Source organism: Acinetobacter sp. WZC-1, from assembly GCF_052544965.1.
The window spans coordinates 2,881,178-2,903,024 of record NZ_CP199370.1; the positions used below are offsets into that span (position 1 = coordinate 2,881,178).

Sequence of the window (21,847 nt, forward strand, 5' to 3'; positions counted from 1 at the left end):
ATCCCCAGGCAAGATACAAACTAACTAAAACTGATCCTAATTTTTTTACAGATACAATATCTCATCTAACAATCCGTTAAATGAAAAGCTATACTGACCATTCATTAGTTTGCCATAAGCCCTTATTAAAACTTACTTGTTATGAAAAAGCTATCTCGTTTGGGTCTCATTCATCCTTTTTTTTTACTGATTATTAGTATTTTAATTGCAATTCCAATGGGTTTTTATGGCATGTATCTCTATATTGCCCCATCCCTGCCGGAAATGGGCTCATTAAAAAAAGCACCATTACTGAAACCATTACAAGTATATACCGCAGATCAGCAGCTGATTGCCGAATATGGCGGCAAACTTTCCGTACCGGTTGAGTATCACCAGATCCCGCCTGCATTCATTCAGGCCTTCCTTGCTGCCGAAGATTCTTCATTTTTTGAGCATAATGGCATCAGCTTCAAGGGACTGGGCCGAGCCGTCAGTGAAAGCGTCACCGGCTCCAATGTACAGACCGGTGGTTCCACCATTACCATGCAGGTGGCCAAAAACTATTATTTATCTCCTGAAAGAACCCTGAAACGAAAACTGACCGAGGTCTTCCTGGCCCGAAAAATAGAACAGAACCTGAGCAAGGAAGATATCCTGGCGTTATATGTCAATAAAATATTCCTGGGGAAAAACGCTTATGGTATCGCTGCAGCCGCAAAAATTTATTATGACAAAAACCTTGATCAGCTGAGCATTGCTCAGATGGCCATGATTGCCGGTCTGCCCAAAGCCCCGTCGAAATATAACCCGGTGGTCAACCCTGAGCGGGCCCTTGAGCGCCGCAACTGGATTCTCGGACGTATGCTGCAACTGGGTTATATCAACCAGGGGCAATACCAGAAAGCCGTTGCAGAGCCGATTAACCTGAACATGCCGGACCGTGGCATCAGCAATCGATTTCCCTATGTCGGTGAAATGGTCCGTTCTGAACTGATTGAGAAATTTGGTGAACAGGCCGTCGATTCAGGTTATAGGGTTTATACCACCATTGACAGTCAGCGTCAGACCTATGCAGAAGAAGCTGTTCAGAAAGGTCTGGAAGATTATGACCGCCGACATGGCTGGCGCGGCGCAGAAGCACATGACCAACCGCTGCAGAATTTTCAGGCCTATGCCAATACGTATCCGGCTGAAGTAATTAAAGTCAACAATAATAATTTTGAGGCGCTGATGCAGGATGGTACAAAAATTACAGTACCCTGGTCAGGTATGTCCTGGGCCAGACCCTACCGAAATGCAAACAGCACCGGTGCTGCGCCCAGTAGACCCTCACAGATTGTAAAAGTGAAGGATATTGTCCGCCTGAGACCCAATGCCACCAGAACAGCATGGTCACTGGTACAAGTTCCCAAAGTTCAGGGCCAGCTGATCGCCATCAACCCCAATAATGGTGCCATTGAAGCTGTTGTCGGAGGTTATAATTTCTATCAGTCCAAATTCAACCGTGCCTTACAGGGGTGGCGTCAACCGGGTTCCACCATCAAACCTTTTATTTATGCACTGGCACTTGAACGGGGAATGACCCCATACACCATGGTCAATGATAATCCGATTACCATTGGCAAATGGACACCGAAAAACTCTGATGGCCGTTATCTGGGCATGATTCCCCTGCGCCGCGCGCTGTATTTATCCCGTAACACAGTCTCTGTCAGATTATTGCAGAGTGTGGGTGTGGAACGTGCCCGCCAGCTGCTGATGGACTTCGGACTTCAGGAAAATCATATTCCCCGCAACTTTACCATTGCCCTGGGAACACCGATGGTCCTGCCGGTTCAGATGGCTACCGGCTATGCAACCATCGCCAATGGGGGTTACCGGGTTCAGCCACACTTTATCAGCCGTATTGAAGACGCCTACGGTAAAACCATTTATGAGGCCAATCCCGAATATGCATGTATTGCGTGCATCAGTGAAAAAAACACAATAGCGGACCAGAAGGCCACCACACCTGATGATGAAGTGATTGAAATCACCAGTCAGTCGCTGAAAAAGGAACAGGTCAAAACAACCTTATCCAGGGAAGAACAAAGTAAGTACCGTCAGGCACAACGTATTTTAAAATCACAGTCTGCATTTGAAATGGCCAACATTCTGCACGACGTTATCGTCCACGGGACAGGACGTGCTGCACTGAAAATCGGACGTGATGATATTGGCGGGAAAACAGGAACCACCAATGATGCCAAGGATGCATGGTTCGCCGGTTTTAATGGCCAGCTGGTGGCCATTACCTGGGTTGGGTTTGACCGGCCATCGACGCTTGGCCGTCGGGAATATGGCGGAATTGCAGCGCTGCCATTATGGGTCAACTTCATGAGTAAGTCGCTGGCAGGCACACCATCGTCATGGGTCCAGTTCGATAAAAATGCCGGAGCACCACTGACCCATGATCAGCGTGGACAATTGCAGGTTATCGAACAAAAGGAAAATAACCGCTCCTCACCGCCGCTGGCACGTCCAATTTATCGCCCGGCACCGATTGCACCAACGCCTAACCCATCCAGTGATTTTGAAGATCTGCCTGATGAAAAAGCCCTGAAGCCGTCCGGTACCACACCGCCGGCCATGAATCCCGGAGCACCGACAACAAAACGCGAATCCAATGATTCGCTGGAAAATCTGATCAATGAAATTGAGTAAGGTGAGTAAGGACTGGTGGTCAGACTGATCACTATTTAAAGCGCCATAACGCTTTTATGGCGCTTTTTTCTTTTGATTGCTTAACGTCCTAAGCCCCTATGTTATAGCCAACCTGTCAAACAACTCATACATATGAATATAATTTCTCTTGATTCATATTTTCAATTAAATCAATTGTATGAGAAAATCAGTTGTTTGATTATAAAAAAGCTTTCATTGCCACATTTTGCTTTGAAAGTCTGAATAAGTTTGCGCAAGGTTTGGCGAGGGGTACATCCTGAGCAACTATAAAGCACTGCTTTGAAGGCAGCGCAGTCCGCCAACGGCGACATCCATATCGCCCCACGGCAAGGACAACCATTCATGATTCAAAAGTACAAAAAATTAATTGATAACCCATAGTTTCTAAAAGCTCATACAAAAATATAAGTTCCATTTATAATCAATAATTTGAATCAAATCACATGTATAAATAATTAGATGGTTTGACTATAATATAAACCCATCTTCTTTTTATTATGCGACTCAATCTTACATTTTACTTCTTCTGAAACAGATACATCTGAAAACTTGCCCTGACCGTCAATAACTGCTGTTGTTCCAGCAACTGTCGTTTCTCAGGCCGGGCCTTATAAGCATAGGGGGTCATGGCAATTAAATTTTTCAGATGTTCATTGCTCAGGTTTAACTCAGACTCAACCACTTGCTGATCCACCAGTTCAAAGTCATCCTGCAATTGTGCAATAAATTTCTGTGGCTCATGCACTCTGACTTCATCAAACAATGCCTCACGCAAAGCAAATAAATGCTCAGGTGCCGGAGTGACCACCATCAGCCAGGCTTTCGGCTTTAAAACCCTTAATATTTCCTGTCGGGGAATGGGGCTGAATAGACTGGTACACAAGTCAATGCAGTGATCCAATACCGGCAATGTTGCACCAGTTCCCACCACCCAGGTGACCTGCCGGTTCAGTTTTGCCGCCACCTGAATTGCATTTTTTGCGATATCCACGCCCACACATTGCATCACCTGATCCTGCATGGCCTGAGTGTAATAGCCTTCGCCACAGCCAATGTCCAGCAGATTTTCAATGCGCAGCTCACCGATCCTGCTGACCACAGCCTGTTGCAGCGTTGCATAGAAACCGGCACTTAAAAAGGCACGGCGCGCCTGTACCGATGCAACGGTATCCCCCGGATTTTTGCTGTGCTTATGCTGCACCACATGCAGATTAACATAGCCCTGTTTTGCCACATCATAATGGTGATTATTTACACAACGCCAGCTGTGGCCCGCAAGTGTTAACCCCTGACGACAGACAGGACACATCAGCAAATTCATTCTTTGACTCCGGCATATAAAAAAGTCGGCAGATCAAAACAACTGCCGACTTTTACAATCAATTCCAGTTAACGTAATTTCAGTGTCATCAGCCCCAGCACCACCAGCATGATGGTGATGATCCAGAAACGGATGACAACCTGGGTTTCACGCCAGCCTTTTTTCTCATAATGGTGATGCAAAGGCGCCATGAGGAATACCCGCTTATTACGCATGCGCAATGAACCGATTTGCAGAAAAACCGAAATGGCTTCCACCACAAAGACGCCCCCCATAATCGCAAACACAATTTCCTGACGCACCATTACCGCAATAGTTCCCAGCATGGCTCCCAGTGACAATGCACCGACATCTCCCATGAACACCTGCGCCGGATGTGCGTTGTACCATAAAAATGCCAGGCCGGCGCCAATCATTGCCGCACAGATAATAACCAGCTCTGAAGTGTATTTGACATAAGGTATATGCAGATAATTTGCAAAACGGATATCACCAGCCAGATAGGCAAACACCCCCAGCCCGGCTGCCACCAGCACCACAGGCATAATTGCAAGGCCATCCAGCCCATCGGTCAGGTTGACAGCATTAGACCCACCGTTGATCACCAGATAGGTAAACAGAATAAAACCAATTCCCAGTGGAATGGCAGACAACGGAATACTGAGATTTTTAAAGAATGGAATCAGCAGGTCCAGCATATTGGCTGTATGTACAGGATTGGATTGATGTATTGCAATCACATACAGGGCTATACCGGCACCCAGTGAGCCAATTGACGTCCACAGGAATTTCTTGCGGGCAGGCAGACCGGCATTATCCTTATAGCGAATCTTAATCCAGTCATCTGCCCAGCCGACGGCACCAAAAATGATCATCACAGCCAGCACAATCCACACATAGGGATTGGACAAATCTGCCCACAGCAATGTACTGATACCAATCGACAGCAGGATTAAAATACCACCCATGGTCGGTGTGCCCATTTTCCTGGCATGATTTTCAGGTGCATAGGAACTGACCGACTGACCATATTTCAATGCCTGTAATTTGCGGATCATGATGGGCCCCAACACTAGTCCAATCATCAGCGCCGTCAGAACACTCAGTAAAGCCCGTAGGGACAAGTATCGAACCACCTGAAACGTGCTGTTATAGCCCGCCAGATGTTCAAATAACCATAACAGCATTTAAAGTTTCTCCATCAAATCCGTCATCAGCGTTTCCATATGGGTATAGCGAGACCCCTTGAACAGGAAACTCATGGACTGTGGCTGATGTGTATCGACCAGATCAATTAAAAAAGGAAGGGCCTGTTCCTGAGTCAGGAAAGCCTGCATTTTTTTTCCATATTGGGTACTGCGCGCACCTTCCAGCACCGCCGGCGCGAACTCTCCGACCGCCACTACAAAATTCACCGCCTGCGCAACCAGATCACGCCCCAGTAAATAATGCTGCTGTGCAGCCGAAGCGCCCAGTTCACCAATATCTCCCATCACCATGACTTTGATACCGGCTTGCTGAGCAAGCACTTCGGCAGCAGCACGCATGGAGGCAGGATTGGCATTATAAGTATCATCAATCAACAAATGATGACCCTTTTGAATAAAATTCAGCCGCCCTTTTGCAGCCTGCGCCTGTTCAAGCCCACGAATAATCTCTGCAATCCCCACACCGGCGGCCAGTGCAAATGCCGCAGCTGCCTCGGCATTATGTACATTATGCTGGCCGGCAAAGGGTAAATTGACCGGATGCGTTGCTTCTGGCGTATTGAGCTGGAAACGTGCAGATTGTGTCTGCAATTCAACGTCTGTTGCAAATACATCGCCTCCCACACCAAAACTGATGACTTTTTCAGTCTGCACAGCAGCTCGGATCTCATCACTGAAATCATCCTGTGCCGGAATGATGGATGTTCCGGTTGCATCAATATGCCGATAAATTTCAGCTTTGGCCCGGCAAATTCCATCCCGACCGCCAAACTCGCCCAGGTGTGCGGTACCAATATTCAGAATCCCCGCCACATGGGGCTGTACCAGCTTTGAGGTATAATCAATCTCACCCTGATGGCTTGCACCAAGCTCCATCACGGCATACTGATGCTCTGCACGCAGTTCAAGCAGCATCATCGGCACACCCAGATCATTATTCAGGTTGCCACGTGTCACCAGCGTCGGTGCCAGCTGCGAAAATATGCTGCCCAGCATTTCCTTGGTAGTGGTTTTGCCGCTGCTGCCGGTCAGTGCAATGACTTTCAGCTGAGGATGCTGGCCACGACGATAAGCCCCCAGCTGCCCCAATGCCAGTCGGGTATCCTTAACCACCAACTGACAGATTTCCACATCAACCGGATGACTCACAATGGCAATCTGACAGTCATGGTCTGCAACCTGCCGGATAAAATCATGCGCATCAAAACGTTCACCCTTTAGCGCCAGAAAAGCATCCCCCGCTTCTGCATGTCGTGAATCGGTTAAAATTCGTTTAATTTCACCCTGAGGGATCTGACCTGAATACCAATATCCGCCGGTGGCCTCAGCCAACTGAGCGGCTGACCAGGGATCCAGTGGGACTGTACTTGTCGTCGAAGTATGCATTCTTATTCCTGATGAGCTGGATAAGCTGAATCTGTGGTGTGGGATTGTGCACCAATTGCTGACTGCACTTCCACTGCATCATCAAACCAGTGACGAATACCATTGATTTCCTGATAGTTCTCATGCCCTTTTCCAGCAATGACAATGATATCACCAGGCTGGGCCTGTCTGACCGCATATTTAATGGCTTCACGGCGATCATGGATTTCATACACCGTATGCTGACTGAAATCCGCGCTCTGTTTCATATCTGCAAAGATCTGTTCAGGGTCTTCTGTTCGTGGATTATCCGAACTCAGAATGACCGGATTGGCCTGCGCCAACGCAGCTTCGGTCATCAATGGACGCTTGCCCCGGTCTCGATCACCACCACAGCCGAATAACGCCCATAGCTGCCCGGACACATGCCGTTTCAGCGTTTGCAGTACCTGAGTCAGTGCATCCGGTGTATGCGCATAATCCACCACAAACAGCCGTTCACGGTCACGGATCACCTGCATACGGCCCGGCGCCCCCACCAGTTGAGGCACACTGTCAATCAACTGCTGTAAATCAAAGCCTGCCTGTTGCACTGCAATCAGACTTGCCACCACATTCTCAATATTAAAATGCCCGAGTAATGGACTTTGCACCTCAAACTCACCCTGGGGAGTTTTCAGGCGGAAATGCACACCTTCCAGTGCATACTGGACGGCAAGGACCTGGTAATCTGCCGGTTGACGGGTTGAATACGTCAATATTGCCGGATCAGCCGGATTGCTGCGTGCGGCCGCCAGCATGACCGCCGCATACTCATCATCCATATTAATGACCGCAACTTTCAGCGATGCAAACTTAAAAAGTTCAGCCTTGGCCTGGGCATAGGCTTCAAGCGTGCCATGATAATCCAGATGGTCCCGACTTAAATTACTGTAAACCGCAATTTCAATTTCACAGCCATTCAGACGGCCCTGCTCCAGGCCGTGGGAGCTGGCTTCAATAGCAGCAAATTCTGCACCGTTTTTTGCAAAATCATGTAGCAGATTCTGTAGTTGAAGAGCATCCAGTGTGGTATGCGAAGACACTTCCAGCTGCGGCAGAATACCATTGCCGGTGGTGCCCATGACGGCACATTTGTGTCCCTGCAGAGTCAATAGTTCTGCCATCAGGCGGGAAATGGTGGTTTTACCATTGGTTCCGGTCACCGCCAGCAGCCTGGCAGGCTGTACAGCATCTGTTGCCTGTAAATATGTGTTTTGCCAGCCGCCCATCAGATGACGGACTTTAGGGCAGGCCAGACTCTCCGCTATACCCAGGTCCGTTTCACTGATGACCGCCAGTGCGCCCCGTTCCAGGGCCGACTGTGCAAACTGCAGGGTTTTTCCAGGCTGGGAATAACTGTCCAGCGCAATAAATATCTGGCCTGGCTGCACATCACGGCTGTCCAGGCAAAATCCCGTAAAAGGCTCGGACACCCATAACGGCCCTGCTATGGAACGGTCAATGTCCTGAAAGCTGATTGTCATATGTTATCCATCAGGAAGCTTTTCCTGTATTCAGCGGTTTATCCAGTGGCACATTCATCAGACGCAGCGACTCCTGCATAATCCGGGCAAACACAGGTGCGGCCACCAGACCGCCATAGTATTGCCCACGTGGATTTTCCACCACCACAATAATCGCCAGCCGTGGATCACTGATGGGTGCAACACCGGCAAATAAGGCCCGATATTCAGTATTGGAATAGCCCCGGTGATCCGGGCGCAATTTATGTGCAGTCCCGGTTTTGCCCCCGACCCGATAACCGGGAATATTGGCCTGTGTCGCGGTACCACCCGGCATGGTCACCTGTTCCAGCATCAGCAGAACCTGATCGGCTATTTTAGGTTCAAGTACCTGCTCGCCTTTCGGTTCCCCTTCCAGCTTGTATAAGCTTAAAGGATGTTTCATGCCATGATTGGCCAGCATGGCATAACCCTGTGCGAGCTGCAACATGGTCGCGTTAATGCCATAGCCATAGGCCATGGTCCCGACTTCTGACACATTCCATTTGGTGGGCGGTAAGATCAGGCCACCACTTTCTCCGGGGAATTTTACCGCCGAACGTTCACCAAAACCAATTCGCTTAAAAAAGGTCGGCAGCGTGGAATACGGCATGGACAGGGCAATTTTTGCTGAGCCCACGTTGGATGATTTAATAATCACCCCGGTCACCGTCAGCGAACCATAATTGTGGGTATCCCGAATGGTATGATTACCAATACGCATGGAACCCGGACTGGTATTGACTATCGTATTCGGCGTGTATTTTCCACTTTCCAGTGCCGACGAAATGGTAAAGGGCTTCATGGTTGAACCGGGTTCAAACATGTCAATTGCGCCCCGATTCCGCATGGCATCCTTATTTTTCAGGCCATTTTTATCATTTGGATTATAGGAAGGCCAGCTGGTCATGGCCAGAATTTCACCGGTTTTAACATCCACAGCAATCGCAGAAGCTGAACGGGCATTGTTGGCAACCCCGACTGTGGTCAATTCACGATACATGATGTACTGCAAACGGGAGTCGATGCTTAAAGTCATGTTTTCCCCGGCTTCAACTTCCTTAATGACTTCTGGAATCTTCACCCGGTTGCCATGTTTATCACGGGCAATTTTCTGTTCGCCATCCATACCGGCCAGTCGTTTATTGAGCTGCATTTCCAGCCCTTCTATCCCGGCGCCCTCACTGTTGGTCAGGCCAATAATCTGTGCATTCGGTTGCGGTTGTGGATAATAACGCTTATAGGTTTTTTCAGCATAAACGCCGGCAAAATTACGTTTAACAATCAGATCTGACTGCGGTGGCGGCACTTCCTTTTTCAGTACCAGATAGCGCGAACGTGGCCGTTCTTTCAATTTCTTTTTCAGATCTGCCCGGTCAATGCCCACGGCATCGGCCAGTTCATCCAGATTGAGATTTTTATTGGGCAGCTGACGTTTCAGCTTCCGATTATTCGGCTCTTTTTTCAGGGCCTCAGTCACTGTATCGAACTCTTCCCGGGTTTCAAAATATTCCCGGGGATCAATCACCACTTTCATGATGGGCGTACTGATCGCCAGTGGCACACCATAACGGTCACTGATCACACCACGCATGGCCTTAAGCTTTTCTGTCCTTAAAATATTGGCATTGGCCTTATTCTGCAGAAAATCCTTATTCACCACCTGTACATAAAAAGCACGGGCCACCAGCAGAACAAAGCAGAGCAATACCACACCCCACATCAGATAAAAGCGCCACATATCAACAGCAATGGAAGGTTTTTCCGAAATCGACTGCTGTTTTCTGCGCGGTTGTGCTTGCCGTGTCTGTTTTGTCTGTTTATTTACCATACAGCATGCCTTATTTCTTCTGTTCTGTTTCAGTCGGTAATGAAATGACCACTGTCTGGGATGGTGGTGGAGAATACATTCTCAACTGGGTAACAGCACGGGTCCCGATTTGTGCCGTTGCACCGAAAGTCTGCTGTTCAATCAACAGCCGTCCCCATTCGGCATTAATGTCTTCCCGTTCACGCATATAGGCGTTTAAATCCCGGAAATCATGGCGATACGCAAACACCTGAAGCACCACCATAAATGCACTGCCCACCACTAATACAATCAGCAGACCATAAACCAGGAGGGGCTTCAAAAGCGGCTTACTGCCTTTTGTTTCAACTGTTTCTTCTTTCATGCTGCATCTTCTGATTCCAGGCGTTCTGCAACCCTGAGCCACGCACTGCGTGACCGGGGATTCTGTTTTACTTCTGTGTCACTTGCCCGAGTCCGGACAACTTTTTTCAGCCGACGGGTATCTTCCCGCTGTTGCGGCATTCCCCAGCCATGATCTTCAGCCAGGGTGGATTCTTTCTGAATGAATTGTTTAATAATCCGGTCTTCAAGCGAATGAAAACTGATGACCGCCAGCCGTGCCTGTGATTTTAACAAATCCACCGCCTGAGGTAAAAAGGCATGTACATCTTCCAGCTCTTTATTCATTTCGATGCGAATCGCCTGAAAAGTCCGTGTCGCTGCATGTTTGTTTTTTTCCCATTTCGGGTGGGCAAGCTTGACAATTTCCGCCAGACGCCCGGTGGTTTCAATATAACCCGCCTGCTTAATTGCTTTTGCAATGCGCCGGCTGTAACGTTCCTCACCGTACTGAAAAATTACATTGGCAAGATGTTCTTCATCCACATCAACCAGCCATTGTGCCGCCGTCTGCCCCTGCGAATTATCCATCCGCATATCCAATGGCCCGTCATGCATAAAACTGAAGCCCCGCTCCGGCTGATCCAGCTGCGGTGAAGACACCCCTAAATCTGCCATAATGCCATCAACTGCATATACCCCAAGCTGGTTGAGTTGCTGTTGTAAATCTGCAAAGCTTGCATGAATCATTTTAAAGCGTGAGTCTTCCTGCTCCAGCGCGGCGGCAACCGTTAAAGCCTGCGGGTCCTTATCAAAAGCATACACCCTGGCATTTTCATCCAGTCTGGAGAGCAGTAAACGGGTATGTCCACCGCGGCCGAATGTCCCGTCAACGTAAATTCCTGTATTGCGATCTGCAAGTAAAGCATCAACAGTTTCATGTAGTAATACAGAAATATGGGACATAAGTGGATTTCAATTCGACTGAAAAATGTAACTGCACATTATTACCCTGTTTTAACAAAGCACCAAACGACTTTTTGTAGGAAAATATTACTTTTCATGGAAAAAATCGTTGCAGCACCTTCAGACTGCATGAAAAAGCCTCCCCAGCGAAGGCAATTAAAAACTCTCTTGCTGCATAGCTACCGCCTGTGCCGCTCAAGACCGATTAACCCGATCAGACAGCAGCGTAAATCTTTTTATTTGTTTACACGCGTTTTTTAATAATTTGCAGCACTATATTTTTATTTTTTATAATTAATGCTCAAATACTTAAACAAAGAAGAGTAAGGAAGACCTGTTTTTAAAATTACCCCTTGCCTGTTTTTGTATATAATAAATGAGAAAATATCTCATTATCCAGGGGCATATCTTCACGCTATCTCCACAATTATTTGTTAAAAAATAGCCTGAATATGTGTACCCGCAACAGAAAGCACACTATTCAACCCATTGTTTTATGTTTTTTGTAAAAAAATGTGACCTGTTTATGATTTTTATTATCATTTGCGGTTAAAATGTAGCTTGGGATTAAAAGTCTTTGGTTAAGTTAAAAAAACAACGATCAACCATGGGGGGGATGTTTGAAATGAATACCCGGATTTATAAAACAGTCGGTTTAAGTTTTTTACTGAGCCTATGTGTCCAGGCAGGACATACGGCGATCATTAAAGATACACAAAAGCAGATTAGCTCACCAATTGTCACAGAAAAATTGTCGCCAATTGAAAAAGCATTGACCCAGCAAAAGCGTGGAGACAACAAGCTTGTCCCCGACAATGATCAATTGAGGGTTCTGACCTCAATTAAGGCCGCACCGACTCAGAATTTTTTTGCTGAACAGCATCAGCGCTTTTCACGTTTTGTACAGGCCTTTCTCCAGCCACACAACTCCTGATTCATATCACTGAATAAATCCGGATTCATTACTCCCCTGAAATTCGGGAAAAAGCCCAGGTGCTTATGGTGAATAAAACCTTAAGCACCTGGGCTTTTTCGTTATAATAAACACAATTTACCTTCCGAATCTTTGTTAGTTATGACTGTCCGTACCCGTATTGCCCCTTCTCCAACAGGCTTTCCTCACGTAGGAACCGCATATATTGCACTGTTTAACCTGTGCTTTGCCAGACAGCATGGCGGAGAGTTTATTCTTCGCATTGAAGATACAGACCAGCTGCGATCCACCCCTGAATCTGAAAAAATGATTCTGGATTCACTACGCTGGCTGGGCCTAAACTGGTCGGAAGGGCCTGATGTCGGTGGTCCATATGCGCCCTATCGTCAGTCGGAACGGATGGACATTTATAAACAATACGCCTTGCAACTGGTGGAAAATGGCCATGCTTTTTACTGCTTCGCCACGGCAGAAGAGCTGGACCAGATGCGTGCCGAACAGCAGGCCCGTGGAGAAACACCCCGCTATGACGGTCGTGGTCTGAAACTGTCGGTAGATGAAATCCAGCAGCGCCTGACAGCAGGCGTTGCCCATGTCATCCGCATGAAAGTCCCCGAGGAAGGCGTGTGCAGGTTCAATGACATGCTGCGGGGCGAAGTTGAAATCCCCTGGGCACAGGTCGACATGCAGATTCTGCTGAAAACTGATGGTCTGCCGACGTATCACCTTGCCAATGTGGTTGACGATCATTTAATGCAAATCACCCATGTAATTCGTGGCGAAGAGTGGATTCCTTCTGCACCCAAACATCAGTTGCTTTATCAGTACTTTGGCTGGGAAATGCCGGTTCTGTGTCACATGCCGTTATTACGTAACCCAGACAAGTCCAAGTTGTCAAAACGTAAAAATCCCACATCGATTAATTACTACAAAGACATCGGCGTGCTGCCTGAAGCCCTGTTAAACTACCTGGGACGCATGGGCTGGTCCATGCCGGATGAACGTGAAAAGTTCAGTTTGGCTGAAATGGTTGAACATTTTGACATTCAGCGCGTCTCCCTCGGTGGCCCGATTTTTGATGTTGAAAAACTCAACTGGCTGAATGGCCAATGGATCAAGGCGCTGTCCCCTGCCGAGTTACTGAACACCCTGCTGGCATGGAAATCAGATCGCAATAAACTCGAGGAAATTGCCGCGGCCATTCAGCCACGGATTAACCTGCTGTCTGATGCTGTCAACTGGGCCGGCTTTTATTTCAACCAGTTTCCCCAGCTTTCAAAGGAACAATTTGCCGGCAGTAAACTGACTGAAGAACAACTGCGCCAGAGTCTGCAATTTGCCATTTGGCGCCTGGAAAGCCTGTTCAGCTGGAACAACGACACGGTCAGTCAGACTCTGATGGAACTGGCCACGCAGATGGAAATTAAACTGCGTGATTTCATGCCGACTTTCTTTATTGCCATTGCCGGTTCCACCAGTTCCACACCGGTCATGCAATCCATGGTGACTATTGGCCCTGATCTGACCTTTGCCCGTTTGCGTCATGCCCTCGAAATTGTCGGCGGTCCGAGCAAAAAAGAGAGCAAAGTATGGGAAAAACTCAATGAAAGCCTGAAATTGCCGAAAAATGATGCAGTTGATAAAACTTAAGTCATTTTTTTATTGACGTGCCGGCGGAATATCCCTAATATGGCGCTCACACAGACTGGGGTCATAGCTCAGTTGGTAGAGCGCTACAATGGCATTGTAGAGGTCAGCAGTTCGATCCTGCTTGGCTCCACCATGTATGTATAAACCAACCTCCGTTGTGTTTTGCCTCATAAGTCCCTATCGTCTAGAGGCCTAGGACATCGCCCTTTCACGGCGGTAACCGGGGTTCGAATCCCCGTAGGGACGCCAAATTCAAAAAACCACTGATCTTCAGTGGTTTTTTATTGCTTTGAATTTTAGATTTGCACCACATTGTTATAAAATTCAGTCGAAATAAATTGTGGAGTCATCATGCAATACCAGTGCCCCAACTGCCAGAGCCGTAAAATTCTGCCCGTCACAAGTGCCACTGCACCTGCGGTCCGTCCTGTTGTACCCCGGAGCCTGGTCGTCCTGGTACCTGCTATTTTTGTACTGTTACTTCTGGTCATCATCAGTATCGCCATGTGGCTTTTCGGCAATGGGGCCGGACCGGTTATACAGATTGCCACCGTGGTGGTTTTTCTCATCTGCATCATGGCTGCAATCATGTTCTGGCGTGATCTGCCTGATTTTAAAATTTCCATGCAGGCCTTCATGAATGCCAACAAGAACTGGAAATGCCGGGACTGTCATCACGAGTGGCAGGTTTAATCCCTGCATTCACAACACAGATCATTCCCTGCATGCGCTGTCCAGCGGACTGCACATATAAATCACCAGGCAGAATCCGGCCTATTTCTTCAATAAGTCTGCGGACATAAATTTACCCCGGATCAGCTCCGGGCAATATGCCCAGCCGGCAAGCCGATATCCCCATAGCAAAATCAAAAAACCCACTCAAAATAAATCATTGTTATACAAAAAAATATATTTTACTGTTGACAAATTACAATTTTATTATTCACAAAGCCACTAAAAACAACTAAATTAAGAGAAGCTAATCAATATATACAGATCAGCTATTCACATACTTTGTTAATGGATTAACAGGGAGGTATATATGTTTACACATATTTTCAGACGTTTTAAATATCATTCTGAATCAGCACTTGTATCAGACAGGCAGCCTGATACAGCTCCGCATCATGGATCTTCCGTGCAGAGTTATCACTCTGAACGAAATGCCGTTGCAAGCCCACATGCATCCTATGCCGGACTGCTCAGCGATGATGAGGAACATGATATCCGCAACGCCATGTGGTTTTACCTGCGTGCCGCCTTAAGAGGTGATAAGGAAGCACAGTATAAAATGGGCTTAAGCTATCTAAACGGTCAGCTTGGTCTGGATCGTAATTATTCGTACGCCGAGAAATGGCTGGTCCAGGCGGCCCATCAGGGTCATCCACAAGCCAGACTGGAATTACTGAAAGCCTATAATCAACTTGCTTTTTCCTGATCTTCATCTTGCTGACTGGCTTGTGCTGACATGGAAAGCATACCTGGAAAACTGATTTATCATTGGTTTTCCAGCCTGATAGGCTTTTATTTTTAAATACAGATGAAATGCCTACACATAAAAATAATGTTACCGCTTTTCATCATTTTCACAAGAAGATCAGGTGATGAAACTAATCAAAATAATATCGTTCATAAAAAATGGTGTCATGACTTATCTGAATTATAAAAATCACGGTGTCCAGCACAGCCATGTTTCCGATGCCTATCTGCACTATCAGAAAGCCCGATATTATGAGTTCCTGGCAAAACAATACGGTTTCAGCCGTCCTCACCCCCATAGAACCTCACCCTCCTGTTCAGATGAACGCAATGCCATGTGGTGTTTTTTATCTGCTGCAACACGCGGCTACAGTTCAGCACAGTTCAAACTGGGGCAGTGCTATTTAAACGGTCAGCTGGGCGTGACATCCAATCTCTTCAAGGCAGAACAATGGTTAATGCTGGCGGCCCGTCAGGGACATACTGAGGCCCGCGATGAATTATTAAAAATCAGCACCACGCAGATTCCTGTTTAGCCCTGCCCCGGGACAGCATTGATCTTCACAGAGGCGATAAAACAACCCGCAAATAAAAAACCGGTACAGTACGTGCCGGTTTTTTCATATAACAGATCAGCGATTAACCACTGATTTTCTTATATTTGCTTCGATGAGGCCGTGCTTCATCCCCCAGGGTTTTCTTACGATAGGCTTCGTACTCAGAGTAGTTGCCATCAAACCATACCGGACCTTCATCTTCAAACGCCAGGATGTGTGTCGCAATACGGTCCAGGAACCAACGGTCATGCGAAACCACCATCACTGTACCCGGAAACACCAGAATGGCATCTTCAAGTGCACGCAACGTTTCCACATCAAGGTCATTGGAGGGTTCATCGAGCAGGATGACATTTGCCCCCTGCTGAAGAATTTTCGCCAGTTGCAGACGGTTTCTTTCACCACCGGATAACTCACCCACACGTTTTTGCTGATCCTGTCCCTTAAAATTGAAACGACCGATATAGGCCCGGGATGCAATTTCGTAATCTCCCACTTTCAGGATGTCCAGACCGCCGGAAACTTCTTCCCATACCGTCTTTTTGTCATCCAGGGTATCACGGATCTGGCCCACATACGCCACCTTGACCGACTCGCCCAGGCTGACCGTTCCTGTGTCCGGCTTCTGCTCTTCCGTCATCATGCGGAATAATGTGGTTTTACCGGCACCGTTCGGTCCGACAATCCCAACAATGGACGCCGGCGGAACATTAAAGCTCAGGTTTTCATACAGCAGACGGTCACCAAATGATTTACTGATATTTTCCACTTCAACCACTTTGTTGCCTAAACGGGCACCTGGTGGAATATAAATCTCAGAGGTTTCATTACGTTGCTGGAACTCTTTGGAATTCAGCTCTTCAAAACGCTCCATCCGTGCTTTATTTTTCTTCTGCTGCCCTTTGGCATTGGAACGGACCCATTCAAGTTCCTTCTTCAGTGCCTTGGCAAAAGATTCTTCCTGTTTCTGTTCCTGTTCCAGACGGGTAGTTTTCTGTTCCAGCCAGGCAGTATAGTTACCCTCGTAAGGAATACCATGTCCACGGTCCAGTTCCAGAATCCATTCCGCCACATTATCCAGGAAATAGCGGTCGTGGGTAATGGCCACAATGGTACCGGCAAAGTCTTTCAGGAAGCGTTCCAGCCATGAGACCGACTCTGCGTCCAGATGGTTGGTCGGTTCGTCCAGTAACAGCATATCCGGTCTGGACAGCAACAGACGGCACAGCGCCACCCGACGACGCTCTCCTCCGGAGAGTTTAGTGACATCCGCATCCCAGGCCGGCAGACGCAGTGCATCGGCTGCCTGTTCCATCTGATTGTTCAGGTTATGTGCATCCCAGGCATGAATAATCGATTCAAGTTTTTCCTGTTCTTTGGCCAGGGCTTCAAAATCGGCATCTTCAGCCGCGTATTCAGCAAAGACTTCGTCCAGACGGGCGAGGGCATCAAGTGGTTCACGCAGACCATCTTCCACATTGCCACGTACATCCTTGCTCGGATCCAGTGGTGGTTCCTGCTCAAGGTAGCCAATTTTAATGCCAGGTTGCGCGCGGGCTTCCCCGGAAAAGTCTTTATCCACACCAGCCATAATACGCAGCAGGGTCGATTTACCTGCCCCGTTTAAACCAAGCACCCCAATTTTAGCGCCCGGGAAAAATGATAAAGAGATGTTCTTCAGGATTTCGCGCTTGGGCGGAACCATTTTGGACACCCGGTTCATCGTATAAATATATTGGGCCACGCAGGACTCCTCAACTGAAAACCAGAATATCGCAATTGCGATAAAATAATGCGGACATTATACGATGAAAGCGCTGAAAAAATAAGGGATGCTTTGCATCATGCAAGTTGTTTCCCTGAAAATCGCCATTAAAAAAACAGACAGCTTAAATACTGACAGGGTTATTCAGTGCTGTCGGAATCATATTCACGCTGATGCAACAAAATACATAGATTTGCATATTTCTGTCGCTTCATTTCATGGGGTTTAACGCCACACTTGATTGATATTTAAACGTATTACGATGACAGCATCATGACTTATAAAGATGAAATCCTTGCCATTCATGCAGGATACACACCTGAGCCACCACGAAAGCCGTGGCTGTCCCGATTTATCAGACTACATCCTACGCATTTGACAACACTCAGCATGGTGCTGATTTATTTGATTTTAAAATACAGGTAGATATCTACACCGGATGCATTACGACAGTTATAGCCAACCTGTCAAAAAATTCATACACATGAATATAATTTCTCTTGTCATCCGACAACCACCCATTGCCAGTTAAACGAGCAGGAACCTGGCAGCGGCGGGGATCAATGCAAATATGGCTCACCCTTCGGTTGGCTTGAGCATATTGATGATTTATTGGCTGATCTGGAACAGGCTTTAACCAGTGTTTAACCACACAGTCTGTGGCGACTCCCTCCCCGGGCAGGGAAGCTTTTTTTATTTTCAGGCTTTGATTTCTTCATCATCCATGTTAAAAATCACTTGATACAGCATGAAAAATAGAGCAATTACTCTAAAAATATTTATAAATTCATGTGCTTGAGTTCCATTCTTTTTTACATATTCTGTTATTATTTTCACTCGCAGTAACAGATCATCGCTTAAATAAAAAATGATCACGTCATAAAATAAATACAGGTCCGTTACGCTTCATCACATCAGGGAAATGCACATGAATCCAAAAATGGAGAAGCTGTTTCAGCAAAAAGTCCAGGGAAAAATCGCACTGATCACCGGTGCATCCAGTGGCATCGGGTTAACGATGGCCAAAAAACTCGCTTCGGCAGGCGCTCATGTATTACTGGTCGCACGTACCGAAGACACCCTGCAGCAGGTGCAGACAGATATACAGGCCGCGGGGGGACAGGCAAGCATTTTCCCATGTGATCTAAATGATATGGATGCAATTGATGAAATCTCACAGAAAATTTTGCAATCGGTTGATCATATTGATTTTTTAATTAACAATGCCGGCCGCTCAATCCGCCGTGCCGTGCATGAATCCGTTGACCGGTTTCATGATTTTGAACGGACCATGCAGTTGAATTACTTTGGTGCAGTGCGACTGGTCCTGAATATTCTGCCGCAGATGATGACCCGGAAGGATGGCCACATCATTAATATCAGTTCGATTGGTGTATTGGCCAATGCAACCCGTTTTTCAGCTTATGTAGCATCCAAGGCTGCACTGGATGCCTTCAGCCGCTGCCTGTCTGCGGAAGTCCACTCCCATAAAATTGCAATCACCTCAGTCTATATGCCGCTGGTACGCACTCCCATGATTGCACCGACCAGAATTTATAAATATGTCCCGACCCTTTCACCGGAGCAGGCCGCTGACCTGATTGCCTACGCCATTGTAAAACGACCGAAGAAAGTGGCCACCGGTTTAGGCCGACTGGCTTCCATCACGTATTCAATTGCACCCGGCGTCAACAATAAACTGATGTCCATCGGATTCAATTTATTCCCAAGTTCAACCGCCTCTGTCGGTCAGCAGGAAAAACTGAATCTGATCCAGCGAGCCTATGCCCGATTATTTCCCGGCGAACACTGGTAAGGGCACATACCCGGAAAAAACGACCGGGCATGGGTTTACTGTGCTGAATGTATTTCATGTTTCAGTATATAGCCAACCTTTCAAAAAACTCATACACATGAATATAATTTCTCTTGATTCATATTTTAAATTAAATCAATTGCATGAGAAAATGAGTTGTTTGATTATGAAAAAGCTTTCATTGCCACATTTTGCTTTGAAAGTTTAAATAAGTTTGCGTAGGGGATGCCAAACCTTGCGCTGCAAACAAAGCACAGCTTTGTTTGCAGCGCAAGTCCGCCAACGGCAGGACAACCATCCATGATTCAAAAGTACAAAAACTAATGGGTAACCAATAGTTTCTAAAAGCTCATACAAAAATATAAGTTTCATTTATAATTAATAATTTGAATCAAATCACATGTATAAATAATGAGGTGGTTTGACTATACAACACGTTAATCCGAATTCATGACAAAAATCAGCAATTAAAAAGGCTGAGCCCTGCGATACAGAACTCAGCCTTTTCTTTATACAAACTGCCGACTTAACTCCCCGTCCGGAAGCGGATCAAAACAGCTCAGGACATCCTGCTTACTTACGTAAATCTTTACGCAGGATTTTGCCGACATTGGATTTTGGCAATTCGTCCATAAACTCAACATAACGCGGACGCTTGTAACCGGTCAGGTTTTCTTTTGCATAGGCCAGCAATTCTTCCGTGGTCAGAGAAGGATCTTTCTTCACCACAAACAGTTTAGGCACTTCCCCGGATTTTTCATCAGGCACCCCAATTGCGGCGACTTCCAATACTTTGGGATGTGCTGCAATCACTTCTTCAATTTCAGATGGGTATACATTAAAGCCTGAAACCAGAATCATGTCTTTTTTACGGTCTACAATTTTGGTAAAACCACGCTCATTCATGATGCCGACATCACCGGTACGGAAGAAACCATCTGCCGTCATCACTTTTGCAGTTTCATCCGGGCGGTTCCAGTAACCCTTCATGACCTGAGGTCCACGAATTGAAATCTCACCCTGCTCACCCACCGGCATAAAGTGACCATCATCATCCAGTATGGCAACCTCAGTTGAAGACAATGGAATACCAATGGTGGCACTGAACTCTGTAGCAGTTGGTGGATTGGCGGTGGCAACCGGAGAGGTTTCCGACAGACCATAACCTTCAATAATGGTGGTTCCCGTAATTTTTTTCCATGCTTCGGCAGTTGAAGGCAATACCGCCATACCACCACCCATAGCCATTTTCAGTTTGCTGTGATCCAGCTGTTTGAACTCTTCATTGTGCACCAATGCATTGAATAATGTATTCACTGCCGGGAAAAAAGCTGGCTGATGTTTACGCAACTCCTTAACCACTGCCGGTAAATCCCGCGGATTGGGAATCAGAACATTGGCGCGGCCGGTATACATGCCATACAGCGCACAGACCATGAATGCAAAAATATGATAAAGCGGCAACGCACAGAACACCCGTTCATCGGCCGAACTTTCGCCGCTTGTGCCGAATGTTTCCTGGAAAAGTGCGTCACACTGTAAAAGGTTTGCAACAAGATTACGATGCGTCAGTTCTGCGCCCTTGGCAACCCCAGTCGTACCACCGGTATACTGCAGCAGTGCGGTGTCATTCAGCATCACTTCCGGACGTTTATAGTTGCCTGGATTCACACCGGACATTGCTGCATTAAATTTGATGTGACCAGGAATATTCCAGGCTGGAATTTGCTTGCGCACTGTGCGTAACACAAAATTGACCAGCGTCCCCTTGAACATGCCAAGCATATCGCCCACTGAACTGACCACAACATGCTTCACAGAAGTTTTACCCGCAAGTGACTGGTAAACAGAAGCAAAGTTTTCAATAATCACCAATACTTCAGCACCGGAATCATTCAGCTGATGTTCAAGTTCACGTGCTGTATACAGAGGGTTAACGTTGACCAGAATCAGACCTGCACGGAACACGCCCAGGGTAATTACAGGATACTGTAATACATTTGGCATCATCACCGCCACACGACTGCCTTTTGCCAGCCCCAGGCTTTGCAGGTAAGTGGCAAATTTACGGCTCTCATGCTCCAGCTCACTGAAAGATATAGATTTATCCATGAAGATAAATGCATCACGTGAACCGAAGTCCCGAAAACTACGCTCAAAAACATCAATCAGTGATGTGTTTTCAGACGGTAATTCTATTGTTTCTGGAATCCCATACTTCTGGTATTCAGCGAGCCAGATCTTTTCCATAATGCCATATTCTCCTGTCAATAATCCCGGGTTTTAAACCGCTTTTCAATGTCGAACATAATTTGTTTGCGTTCTTTGTGTCCAACATTATATCCATAATTCTGAATACCCACCATTTATAACGTATTTCAGCCCACGGATGCCAGTATTATTGT

The 21,847-nt window shown here is 46.9% G+C and carries 16 protein-coding genes, 2 tRNA genes and 1 pseudogene; 10 read left to right on the forward strand and 9 right to left on the reverse strand.

From position 1 onward, the window contains the following. Window positions 1-141 precede the first annotated feature (141 nt). Window positions 142-2,685, forward strand: coding sequence for a penicillin-binding protein PBP1a (gene ponA, locus ACT6PV_RS13410; protein WP_445116786.1), 2,544 nt, complete (start codon window positions 142-144; stop codon window positions 2,683-2,685). A gap of 538 nt (window positions 2,686-3,223) precedes the next feature. On the opposite strand, the gene ACT6PV_RS13415 is transcribed toward ponA, so the two are convergent. The 7 genes from ACT6PV_RS13415 to rsmH all read right to left on the reverse strand — a co-directional run bounded on the left by ACT6PV_RS13415 (window position 3,224) and on the right by rsmH (window position 11,241). Continuing rightward, on the reverse strand, window positions 3,224-4,027 hold the full coding sequence (locus ACT6PV_RS13415) for a putative RNA methyltransferase (protein ID WP_445116787.1): 804 nt from the start codon (window positions 4,025-4,027) through the stop codon (window positions 3,224-3,226). 68 nt (window positions 4,028-4,095) lie between these two features. Next, a complete protein-coding gene (gene mraY / locus ACT6PV_RS13420; protein ID WP_445116788.1) occupies window positions 4,096-5,214 on the reverse strand; it encodes a phospho-N-acetylmuramoyl-pentapeptide-transferase in 1,119 nt (372 codons plus the stop codon). After that, on the reverse strand, window positions 5,215-6,621 hold the full coding sequence (locus tag ACT6PV_RS13425) for a UDP-N-acetylmuramoyl-tripeptide--D-alanyl-D-alanine ligase (RefSeq protein WP_445116789.1): 1,407 nt from the start codon (window positions 6,619-6,621) through the stop codon (window positions 5,215-5,217). 2 nt (window positions 6,622-6,623) lie between these two features. Next, window positions 6,624-8,126 (reverse strand): UDP-N-acetylmuramoyl-L-alanyl-D-glutamate--2,6-diaminopimelate ligase, encoded by a 1,503-nt coding sequence (locus ACT6PV_RS13430; protein ID WP_445116790.1) that lies wholly within the window; start codon window positions 8,124-8,126, stop codon window positions 6,624-6,626. Between the two features lie 10 nt (window positions 8,127-8,136). Then, window positions 8,137-9,975 (reverse strand): penicillin-binding protein PBP3, encoded by a 1,839-nt coding sequence (ftsI, locus tag ACT6PV_RS13435; protein WP_445116791.1) that lies wholly within the window; start codon window positions 9,973-9,975, stop codon window positions 8,137-8,139. Between the two features lie 10 nt (window positions 9,976-9,985). Further along, window positions 9,986-10,318 (reverse strand): cell division protein FtsL, encoded by a 333-nt coding sequence (gene ftsL, locus ACT6PV_RS13440; protein WP_445116792.1) that lies wholly within the window; start codon window positions 10,316-10,318, stop codon window positions 9,986-9,988. Next, window positions 10,315-11,241 carry a 16S rRNA (cytosine(1402)-N(4))-methyltransferase RsmH gene (gene rsmH, locus ACT6PV_RS13445; protein ID WP_445116793.1) on the reverse strand — a complete coding sequence of 309 codons (927 nt, stop codon included), beginning with the start codon at window positions 11,239-11,241 and terminating at the stop codon, window positions 10,315-10,317. The genes ftsL and rsmH overlap by 4 nt, the downstream gene beginning before the upstream one ends. Before the next feature lie 625 nt (window positions 11,242-11,866). On the opposite strand from rsmH, the gene ACT6PV_RS13450 reads away from it, so the two are divergent. The 7 genes from ACT6PV_RS13450 to ACT6PV_RS13480 all read left to right on the forward strand — a co-directional run bounded on the left by ACT6PV_RS13450 (window position 11,867) and on the right by ACT6PV_RS13480 (window position 15,840). Next, a complete protein-coding gene (locus ACT6PV_RS13450; protein ID WP_445116794.1) occupies window positions 11,867-12,175 on the forward strand; it encodes a DUF4179 domain-containing protein in 309 nt (102 codons plus the stop codon). A 141-nt stretch (window positions 12,176-12,316) separates the two neighbouring features. Beyond that, window positions 12,317-13,825 (forward strand): glutamate--tRNA ligase, encoded by a 1,509-nt coding sequence (gene gltX / locus ACT6PV_RS13455; protein ID WP_445116795.1) that lies wholly within the window; start codon window positions 12,317-12,319, stop codon window positions 13,823-13,825. Between the two features lie 57 nt (window positions 13,826-13,882). Continuing rightward, a tRNA-Ala gene (locus tag ACT6PV_RS13460) sits at window positions 13,883-13,958 on the forward strand. A gap of 40 nt (window positions 13,959-13,998) precedes the next feature. Further along, window positions 13,999-14,074 (forward strand) — tRNA-Glu (locus tag ACT6PV_RS13465). A 102-nt stretch (window positions 14,075-14,176) separates the two neighbouring features. Beyond that, a complete protein-coding gene (locus tag ACT6PV_RS13470; protein WP_445116796.1) occupies window positions 14,177-14,518 on the forward strand; it encodes a hypothetical protein in 342 nt (113 codons plus the stop codon). A 445-nt stretch (window positions 14,519-14,963) separates the two neighbouring features. Continuing rightward, window positions 14,964-15,263 (forward strand): hypothetical protein, encoded by a 300-nt coding sequence (locus tag ACT6PV_RS13475; protein WP_445116797.1) that lies wholly within the window; start codon window positions 14,964-14,966, stop codon window positions 15,261-15,263. Window positions 15,264-15,471: 208 nt separating this feature from the next. Next, complete coding sequence (locus ACT6PV_RS13480) at window positions 15,472-15,840, forward strand: tetratricopeptide repeat protein (protein WP_445116798.1); 369 nt, start codon at window positions 15,472-15,474, stop codon at window positions 15,838-15,840. Window positions 15,841-15,943: 103 nt separating this feature from the next. Here ACT6PV_RS13480 and ettA read toward each other — a convergent pair whose 3' ends face one another. Then, complete coding sequence (gene ettA / locus ACT6PV_RS13485; RefSeq protein WP_445116799.1) at window positions 15,944-17,605, reverse strand: energy-dependent translational throttle protein EttA; 1,662 nt, start codon at window positions 17,603-17,605, stop codon at window positions 15,944-15,946. Between the two features lie 294 nt (window positions 17,606-17,899). On the opposite strand from ettA, the pseudogene ACT6PV_RS13490 reads away from it, so the two are divergent. Continuing rightward, window positions 17,900-18,099 (forward strand): annotated as a pseudogene (locus ACT6PV_RS13490) (bifunctional O-acetylhomoserine aminocarboxypropyltransferase/cysteine synthase); the annotation flags it as partial. Between the two features lie 455 nt (window positions 18,100-18,554). Beyond that, window positions 18,555-19,442 carry an SDR family NAD(P)-dependent oxidoreductase gene (locus ACT6PV_RS13495; RefSeq protein ID WP_445116800.1) on the forward strand — a complete coding sequence of 296 codons (888 nt, stop codon included), beginning with the start codon at window positions 18,555-18,557 and terminating at the stop codon, window positions 19,440-19,442. A 573-nt stretch (window positions 19,443-20,015) separates the two neighbouring features. On the opposite strand, the gene ACT6PV_RS13500 is transcribed toward ACT6PV_RS13495, so the two are convergent. Further along, window positions 20,016-21,692: an AMP-binding protein gene (locus ACT6PV_RS13500; protein WP_445116801.1), complete on the reverse strand. Its 1,677-nt coding sequence runs from the start codon at window positions 21,690-21,692 to the stop codon at window positions 20,016-20,018. Between the last annotated feature and the right edge of the window lie 155 nt (window positions 21,693-21,847).

Coding starts and splice junctions, on each gene's coding strand:
- ponA (WP_445116786.1), top strand. CDS start 142: ATGAAAAAGCTATCTCGTTTGGGTCTCATTCATCCTTTTTTTTTACTG.
- ACT6PV_RS13415 (WP_445116787.1), bottom strand. CDS start 4,027: ATGAATTTGCTGATGTGTCCTGTCTGTCGTCAGGGGTTAACACTTGCG.
- mraY (WP_445116788.1), bottom strand. CDS start 5,214: ATGCTGTTATGGTTATTTGAACATCTGGCGGGCTATAACAGCACGTTT.
- ACT6PV_RS13425 (WP_445116789.1), bottom strand. CDS start 6,621: ATGCATACTTCGACGACAAGTACAGTCCCACTGGATCCCTGGTCAGCC.
- ACT6PV_RS13430 (WP_445116790.1), bottom strand. CDS start 8,126: ATGACAATCAGCTTTCAGGACATTGACCGTTCCATAGCAGGGCCGTTA.
- ftsI (WP_445116791.1), bottom strand. CDS start 9,975: ATGGTAAATAAACAGACAAAACAGACACGGCAAGCACAACCGCGCAGA.
- ftsL (WP_445116792.1), bottom strand. CDS start 10,318: ATGAAAGAAGAAACAGTTGAAACAAAAGGCAGTAAGCCGCTTTTGAAG.
- rsmH (WP_445116793.1), bottom strand. CDS start 11,241: ATGTCCCATATTTCTGTATTACTACATGAAACTGTTGATGCTTTACTT.
- ACT6PV_RS13450 (WP_445116794.1), top strand. CDS start 11,867: ATGAATACCCGGATTTATAAAACAGTCGGTTTAAGTTTTTTACTGAGC.
- gltX (WP_445116795.1), top strand. CDS start 12,317: ATGACTGTCCGTACCCGTATTGCCCCTTCTCCAACAGGCTTTCCTCAC.
- ACT6PV_RS13470 (WP_445116796.1), top strand. CDS start 14,177: ATGCAATACCAGTGCCCCAACTGCCAGAGCCGTAAAATTCTGCCCGTC.
- ACT6PV_RS13480 (WP_445116798.1), top strand. CDS start 15,472: ATGACTTATCTGAATTATAAAAATCACGGTGTCCAGCACAGCCATGTT.
- ACT6PV_RS13495 (WP_445116800.1), top strand. CDS start 18,555: ATGAATCCAAAAATGGAGAAGCTGTTTCAGCAAAAAGTCCAGGGAAAA.
- ACT6PV_RS13500 (WP_445116801.1), bottom strand. CDS start 21,692: ATGGAAAAGATCTGGCTCGCTGAATACCAGAAGTATGGGATTCCAGAA.